This is a genomic window from Arthrobacter sp. GCM10027362, assembly GCF_042679445.1.
In the GTDB taxonomy this organism is placed as follows: domain Bacteria; phylum Actinomycetota; class Actinomycetes; order Actinomycetales; family Micrococcaceae; genus Crystallibacter.
Genome location: NZ_JBHTML010000214.1, coordinates 1 through 6,254, shown reverse-complemented (window position 1 = coordinate 6,254; position 6,254 = coordinate 1). Strand labels below are relative to the sequence as shown.

The following is a 6,254-nucleotide window of genomic DNA, read 5'->3' as shown; positions in this document are numbered from 1 at the left end:
AAGCCGCGCTGCAGGCACCGGCCGGACAGCTGGTGGGCACCGGCGGCGGCGCCGACGCCCGCGCGGACGCCTGGGCGGAACAGCTGGCCGGGTACAGACGCGCGGATCTGCTGGGCACGGTGGCCGCCTACCTGCGTTACCGCGGGCACTGGGAAGACGCGGCCCGGGAACTGCAGGTGCACCGCAATTCGCTGCGGCACCGGATGGCCGTGGCCGAACGGCTGGCCGGGATAAGCCTGGACGACCCGGACACGGCGGCCCACCTGTGGCTGGCGCTGCGCCGCCGCGGACTGTGAATCAGCCGCGAAGCCAGGCCTTCACGCTGTCCGTATGCTCGCCCAGCGCCGGCGGGGCCTGGGTCCGGGCCGGCAGCGGCGGGGTCCAGCTGACCGGATGCCGCACCTGCCGGCCGACGCTGTGCCCGGAGCCGTCCTGCACCTCGATGACCGGGTCCAGACCCAGCGCTTCGGCGTAGTCCAGGCCCTCGGCGATGGTGGCCACGTGTCCGGCCGGTACGCCGGCGCCGGTCAGCTTGTCCTGCCAGACCTGGGCGCCGGCAGCGGACAGGGCCTGCTCCAGCAGCGGGATGAGTTCGCCGCGGTGCTGGACCCGGGCGCTGTTGGTGGCAAAACGGGCATCCGCGGCCAGCTTCGGCACCCCGAGGACCTCGGTGAGCCTGGCGAACTGCCCGTCGTTGCCGCAGGCCACCGCCAGCGGCCCGTCCGCGCAGTCGAGCAGCTGGTAGGGCACGATCGAGGGGTGCGCATTGCCCATCCGGCCCGGGACCACCCCGGCGCCCAGCCAGGCCTGCGCCTGGTTGGCCAGCGCACCCTGCAGGCTGGAGAGCAGGTTCACCTCCAGCCGGCTGCCGCGGCCGGTGGCGGCCCGGGCGTTGAGCGCAGCGAGGATGCCGATGGTGGCGTCCTTGGCTGTGAGCACGTCCACCAGCGCCACGCCGGCCTTGTAAGGGGAGCCGCCGGCGTCCCCGGTGATGCTCATCAATCCGCCCAAGGCCTGGACAATGAAGTCATAGCCGGGCAGTGCCGCCCCGGCGGCGGAGCCGAAGCCGGAGATCGACGCGTAGACCAGCCCGGGGTTTTCCGTGGCCAACTCCTCGTAGCCCAGCCCCAGCTTCGCCAGGCCGCCGGGCTTGAAGTTCTCCACCAGCACGTCCGCGCGCAGGGCCAGGTCCCGGGCCAGCCCGCGGTCGGCCGGGTCGGCCAGGTCCAGGCAGACCGATTCCTTGTTCCGGTTCACGCTCTCGAAGTACGTCGCCCCGGTGGCGGAGAAGGGCGGGCCCCAGCTGCGGGTGTCGTCCCCGGTGCCCGGGCGCTCCACCTTGACCACGCGCGCGCCCAGGTCCGCAAGCGTCATGGTGGCCAGCGGCCCGGCGAGCACCCGGGAGAAATCGGCGACGAGCACGCCCTCGAGCGGACGCTGGCCGGACGACGGCGGGGTGCTGGGCTGGTCAGGCATGGGTACCCTTTCGTGCGGGAAGGAGCCGGCCGAACCGTTCCGGGTTCCGGACCTGGCGTCCAGTCTAGGGAGGGCGGTGCCCGGGCGGCATTGGATGTCCCGTCCAGTACTTGGGCGGATTGCACAAGTAAGGCAGGGTCCTTCCGGGCCGCCGACATGCCACGAGACCTTGCCGGGCACCGTCACGGGCGAACCCGTTCTTGCGGTAGGAGGCCGGTCGAAGAAGTCCTCGGAGAACCTCCGTGCCGGCCTTGCGCGGGCACCTGAGGTGCAGCCCGGCCAGCGCCGGGGCGTCGTCATTGCCGGCGGCCCGGCTGCGGCGGGCAGAGCCCAGGGCACGATCCTGGCCGGCCAGGTGGACGGCGGGACTACGATTTGCGCATGGAGGAGGTGTCCCGTAATGGCGCGGACCGGCCGGAGCGGTCCGACGGCGAGAGCCTGGCGGCGAAGGCGATCCTGGCGCGGCTGGAGGCCCTGGCGCCTTACTGCGCCCGGAATGCGCATGCCGAGGACATCGAGCCGGGCTCGCCGCTGGCGTGGCTGGATGAGCGGTTCGCGTCCACGCACAGTGTCAGCGGCCTGCTCAAGCAATCCCTGGCCGCGGCGATGGACAACACCCGCGCCCTGCGCGGACTGCTGTTCAGGGAGGAACCGGCCGCGGCCTTTTCGTACCGGCAGTACACCCACGCCCCGTACTCCCTGGTGCGCACCATCATCGAGTGTGCGACCACGGTGCTCTGGGCGCTGCTGCCGGACGACGGGCCCGAACGCATCCGGCGCAGCCTCGTGCTCATTGCCCGGGAGGTGTTCAATGCCGCCTCGTTCTGGGATGCCTACCTCGAGGAGTTCGACCCCGGCCGGTACGCGCGCGCCGTGGCGTACTTCGATGGCCTGCGCCGGACGGTCAATGACTCGGCGCAGGCCATGGCGCTGCCGCCGGTCTTCTCGCGGAAGGCGGACGGCAAGTGGGGGTACGCCACCAAGAACCGCACCCAGACGGCCATCCTCAAGGAGCTGCGGGTTGCCGGCGACGTGCCGCCGGAGCTGATCTACGTCTGGCAGTTCTGCAGCGGCTACTCGCACGGGCTGGAGTGGGCGGCGGGGAACGGGAATGCCGGCCTCTTTGGCGAGGTGGCGGGGGAGCAGGCCGCCGCCGGCAGCATGGAGCAGCTGCGGCGCGTGTGCGATGTGGCTTTCGACCTGGTGCCCCGGGCGTGGGCGATCTACGATCTGCGCCGCCGCGTCTGGCCCTTGCTCTAGGGCAAATCTTTTAGAAACAAAACTTTTTGTCCCTGCCTGCCGGCATCGTGGTGCGCGTTGTCCGGGTTCCGGGCCGGCCTCGTCGCAGGTCTTCGGGGCTTTCGGCGGCCGCCCCGGTCTTGGTGTTGCGGAATTTTCCCCAGAAAACCCCTTGCCAAATAAAACATGCACAAATACAGTTTTTTCGTGACGCGCCTCACATGATGCGTACCACGGGACGGAACCGGGACCTCCGCCGCGACCGCCAAGCTCAAGACCTTCCCCCTGAAGGAGTTCAATGTCCGCCGAAATCACCCGCCCGGCCGAGGAGCCGGTCCTGGACGAGGACGCCGAGCACCTTGCTTCGCTCGGCTACTCGTACGACCAGCAGTTCAAGCGCGAGATGACCTTCTGGGGCAATGTGTCCCTGGGCTTCACCTATCTCTCCCCGGTGGTGGGCATCTACTCGCTCTTCGCCGCCTCGCTGGGCATGGCCGGACCACCGATGTTCTGGTCGCTGCTCATCGTGGGCGGCGGCCAGCTGCTGGTGGCCACCGTCTTCGGCGAAATCGTCTCCACCTACCCGGTGGCCGGCGGCGTCTACCCGTGGGCCCGCCGCCTGTGGGGCCGCAAGTGGGGCTGGATGAACGGCTGGGTCTACCTGTGTGCCCTGCTGGTGACCATCGCCAGCGTCTCCTACGGCGCCGGGCCGTTCCTGAGCGCGCTGCTCGGCATGGAACCGAGCGTGGACTCGACCATCGTCGCGGCGCTGCTGGTGATCCTGGTCGCCACCGTGCTGAACCTGTGCGGCACCAGGATCCTGAACAAGGTCGCCATGCTGGGCCTGCTGGCCGAGCTCGGCGGGGCCCTGGTCGTCGGCACCTGGCTGCTGGTCGCCGCCCGCCATCACGACCTGGGCGTGCTGGTCGAGGGCTTTGGCTCCGGCAACGGTGGCGGCTACTTCGCCGCCTTCGCCGCGGCCGGACTGATTGGCATCTACCAGTACTACGGTTTCGAAGCCTGCGGCGACGTGGCCGAGGAGGTGCCCAGCCCCGGCCGGACCATCCCCAAGGCCATGCGGATGACCATTTACATCGGCGGTTTCGCGGCCATGTTCGTCTGCCTCTCGCTGATCCTGGCCGTCCCCGACTTCGGTGCGGTGATCTCCGGTGCCGACGCCGACCCGGTGGGCAATGTGCTGCTGGCCGCCTTCGGCCCGGTCGGTTTCAAGGTGGTCCTGGCCGTGGTCATGATTTCCTTCGTCTCCTGCGCCCTGAGCCTGCAGGCGGCCACCAGCCGCCTGGCCTACTCGATGGCCCGCGACGGCATCCTGCCGGCCAGCCACCTGCTGAGCAAGTTCAGCGAAACCCGGCATGTGCCGCCCTACGCCCTGCTGCTCGCCGGCCTGGTGCCCGCCGTCATCGTGGTCGGTTCCAAAGTGTCCGAAGATGCGCTGGTGGCCATCATCTCCTTCGCCGCCATGGGCATGTACATGGGCTTCCAGATGGTGGTCCTGGCCGCCCTGCGTGCCCGGCTCAAGGGCTGGCAGCCCCGCGGCGCCTTCCAACTGGGCAGGTGGGGCATCCCGGTCAACATCGCGGCCCTGGGCTGGGGCGTGCTGGGCATGGTGAACATGGCCTGGCCGCGTACCCCGGAGGCGGGCTGGTTCGTGAACTGGATCGTGCTGATTTCCTCGGTCGCCGTCGTCGCCATCGGCCTGGCCTACATGGCGGCCAGGAAACCCTACCTCAAGGGCGATGCCCCGGCCGCCGACGCCATCCCGGCCACCACCCTGCGCGTCCGCTGAGCCGCGCCTGATCCGTTCCCTTCCGGCAACACAGAAAAGGTTTCCGCCATGAGCACACGTGCCATCAAAGTGCCAGACGTCCCCTACCTGGACATCTCGGACCCGTCCTTCGCCATGCAGTCCGAGGCGCTGCGCAGCGCCCGCGGGCAGAGCTGGTACGCGCGCACCAACTACGGAATCGCGGTGCTGCGCTACGACGAGGTCAGCAAGCTGCTCAAGAGCCCGCAGCTGTCCCAGGGCAGCGCCAAGTGGCCGGCACACAACGGTGTCCACTCCGGCCTGTTCCATGACTGGTGGACGAAGAACCTGCTGGTGCTCGAGGGCGAGGACCACCATCGGATCCGCCGCCTGCTCAACCCGGCGTTCTCCCCACGGCTGATCAAGCAACTGGTGCCACGGTTCCGGGAGCTGGCCAACGAACTGGTCGATGCCTTCATCGACAAGGGCGAATGCGAATTCATCCGCGACTTCGCCGAACCCTACGCCACCCGCGTGCTGACCATCCTGCTCGGCATCCCCGAGAGCGAATGGCCGAAGATTGCCCGCCTGGCCTCCACCGTGGGCCTGGCCCTGGGCGTGACCTTCAAGCAGGACCTGGACAAGGTCGAGGCCGCCGTCGCCGAACTCTACGAGTACGCCGAGGAACTGATCCGGGACCGCCAGGCGAATCCGGGCGAGGACTTCGTCTCCCGCCTGGTGCTGGCTAACCGGGACGGGGACCGGCTCAGCGACGAGGAACTGCGCAACGCCCTGGTCCTGCTGATCTTCGGGGGCATGGACACCACCCGCAACCAGCTGGGCCTGGCCATGCAGTCCTTCATCCGCAACCCCGAACAGTGGGAACTGCTGGCCGCGCGCCCTGAGCTGGGCACCAAGGCCGTGGAAGAGGTCATGCGCACCAATCCGACCGTGCGCTGGGTGACCCGCGAGGCGGTGGAGGACTTCGAATACCAGGGGCTGTTCATCGCCCGGGGCACCACCGTCCACCTGTTCACCCAGTCCTCGGGCACCGACCCGCGGGCCTTCCCCAACCCCGAAATGGACCTGCTCGGCGAGCACGCCCCGCACTACGGATTCGGCGGCGGCGTCCACCACTGCCTGGGCCACTTCGTGGCCCGCGCGGACATGAGCGAGGCGCTGCCGCTGCTGGCCCGGCGGCTGGCGGACCCGCACCTGGCCGGCGGGGACGAATGGCTGCCGGATTCGGGCAACACCGGTCCCACCCGCCTGCCCCTCGGCTTCACCAAGCGCGCCTGACCGGCCCGCCGCAACACCACCTGACAGCACCACCAGAAAGCAGGACCGAGATGAAGACCATCGATGTAGACCGCAGCCTCTGCGACAACCACGGCCAGTGCGCCATCGCCGCCCCGGCGGTGTTCCGGATGAATCCGGCAGGCATCCTCGAGTACGAGGAGACGTTCGAGGACGGGCTGCTGGACGAGGTCGAGGAGGCCATCGACGTCTGCCCCGTGCAGGCCATCCTCCTGAAGAACTGAAGGAGTCCGGGCATGGCACGCAGGATCATTGTGGCCGGGGCCTCCATGGGCGGGCTGCGCGCGGCCGAGCAGCTGCGCGCAGCCGGCTGGGAGGAGGACATCGTCGTTGTCGGCGACGAGGCCCACCCGCCCTACAACCGCCCGCCGCTGTCCAAGGAACTGCTCGCGGCGCCCGGCACCCCGGCGGAGGCCCTGGCCTCGGTGCTGCTGCGCCAGCGCCGCAGCGCCGCGGA

General features: G+C 69.6%; 7 protein-coding genes. 6 read left to right on the top strand and 1 reads right to left on the bottom strand.

What is annotated here, in order from left to right; all coding sequences use genetic code 11:
• Window positions 1-296, top strand: a 296-nt coding sequence (locus ACFQ36_RS19870; protein WP_377016794.1) for a helix-turn-helix domain-containing protein, incomplete at its 5' end; no start/stop codon positions are given.
• A gap of 1 nt (window position 297) precedes the next feature.
• On the opposite strand, the gene ACFQ36_RS19865 is transcribed toward ACFQ36_RS19870, so the two are convergent.
• Window positions 298-1,476: a CaiB/BaiF CoA transferase family protein gene (locus ACFQ36_RS19865; RefSeq protein WP_377016792.1), complete on the bottom strand. Its 1,179-nt coding sequence runs from the start codon at window positions 1,474-1,476 to the stop codon at window positions 298-300.
• 381 nt (window positions 1,477-1,857) lie between these two features.
• Here ACFQ36_RS19865 and ACFQ36_RS19860 point away from each other — a divergent pair, with 381 nt between their 5' ends.
• The 5 genes from ACFQ36_RS19860 to ACFQ36_RS19840 form a co-directional block, all read left to right on the top strand.
• Window positions 1,858-2,736, top strand: coding sequence for a hypothetical protein (locus tag ACFQ36_RS19860; protein WP_377016790.1), 879 nt, complete (start codon window positions 1,858-1,860; stop codon window positions 2,734-2,736).
• 277 nt (window positions 2,737-3,013) lie between these two features.
• Window positions 3,014-4,522 carry an APC family permease gene (locus ACFQ36_RS19855; RefSeq protein ID WP_377016788.1) on the top strand — a complete coding sequence of 503 codons (1,509 nt, stop codon included), beginning with the start codon at window positions 3,014-3,016 and terminating at the stop codon, window positions 4,520-4,522.
• A 48-nt stretch (window positions 4,523-4,570) separates the two neighbouring features.
• A complete protein-coding gene (locus ACFQ36_RS19850) occupies window positions 4,571-5,779 on the top strand; it encodes a cytochrome P450 (protein WP_377016786.1) in 1,209 nt (402 codons plus the stop codon).
• A gap of 50 nt (window positions 5,780-5,829) precedes the next feature.
• A complete protein-coding gene (locus ACFQ36_RS19845; RefSeq protein WP_377016784.1) occupies window positions 5,830-6,021 on the top strand; it encodes a ferredoxin in 192 nt (63 codons plus the stop codon).
• Between the two features lie 12 nt (window positions 6,022-6,033).
• Window positions 6,034-6,254, top strand: a 221-nt coding sequence (locus ACFQ36_RS19840) for an FAD-dependent oxidoreductase (RefSeq protein WP_377016782.1), incomplete at its 3' end; no start/stop codon positions are given.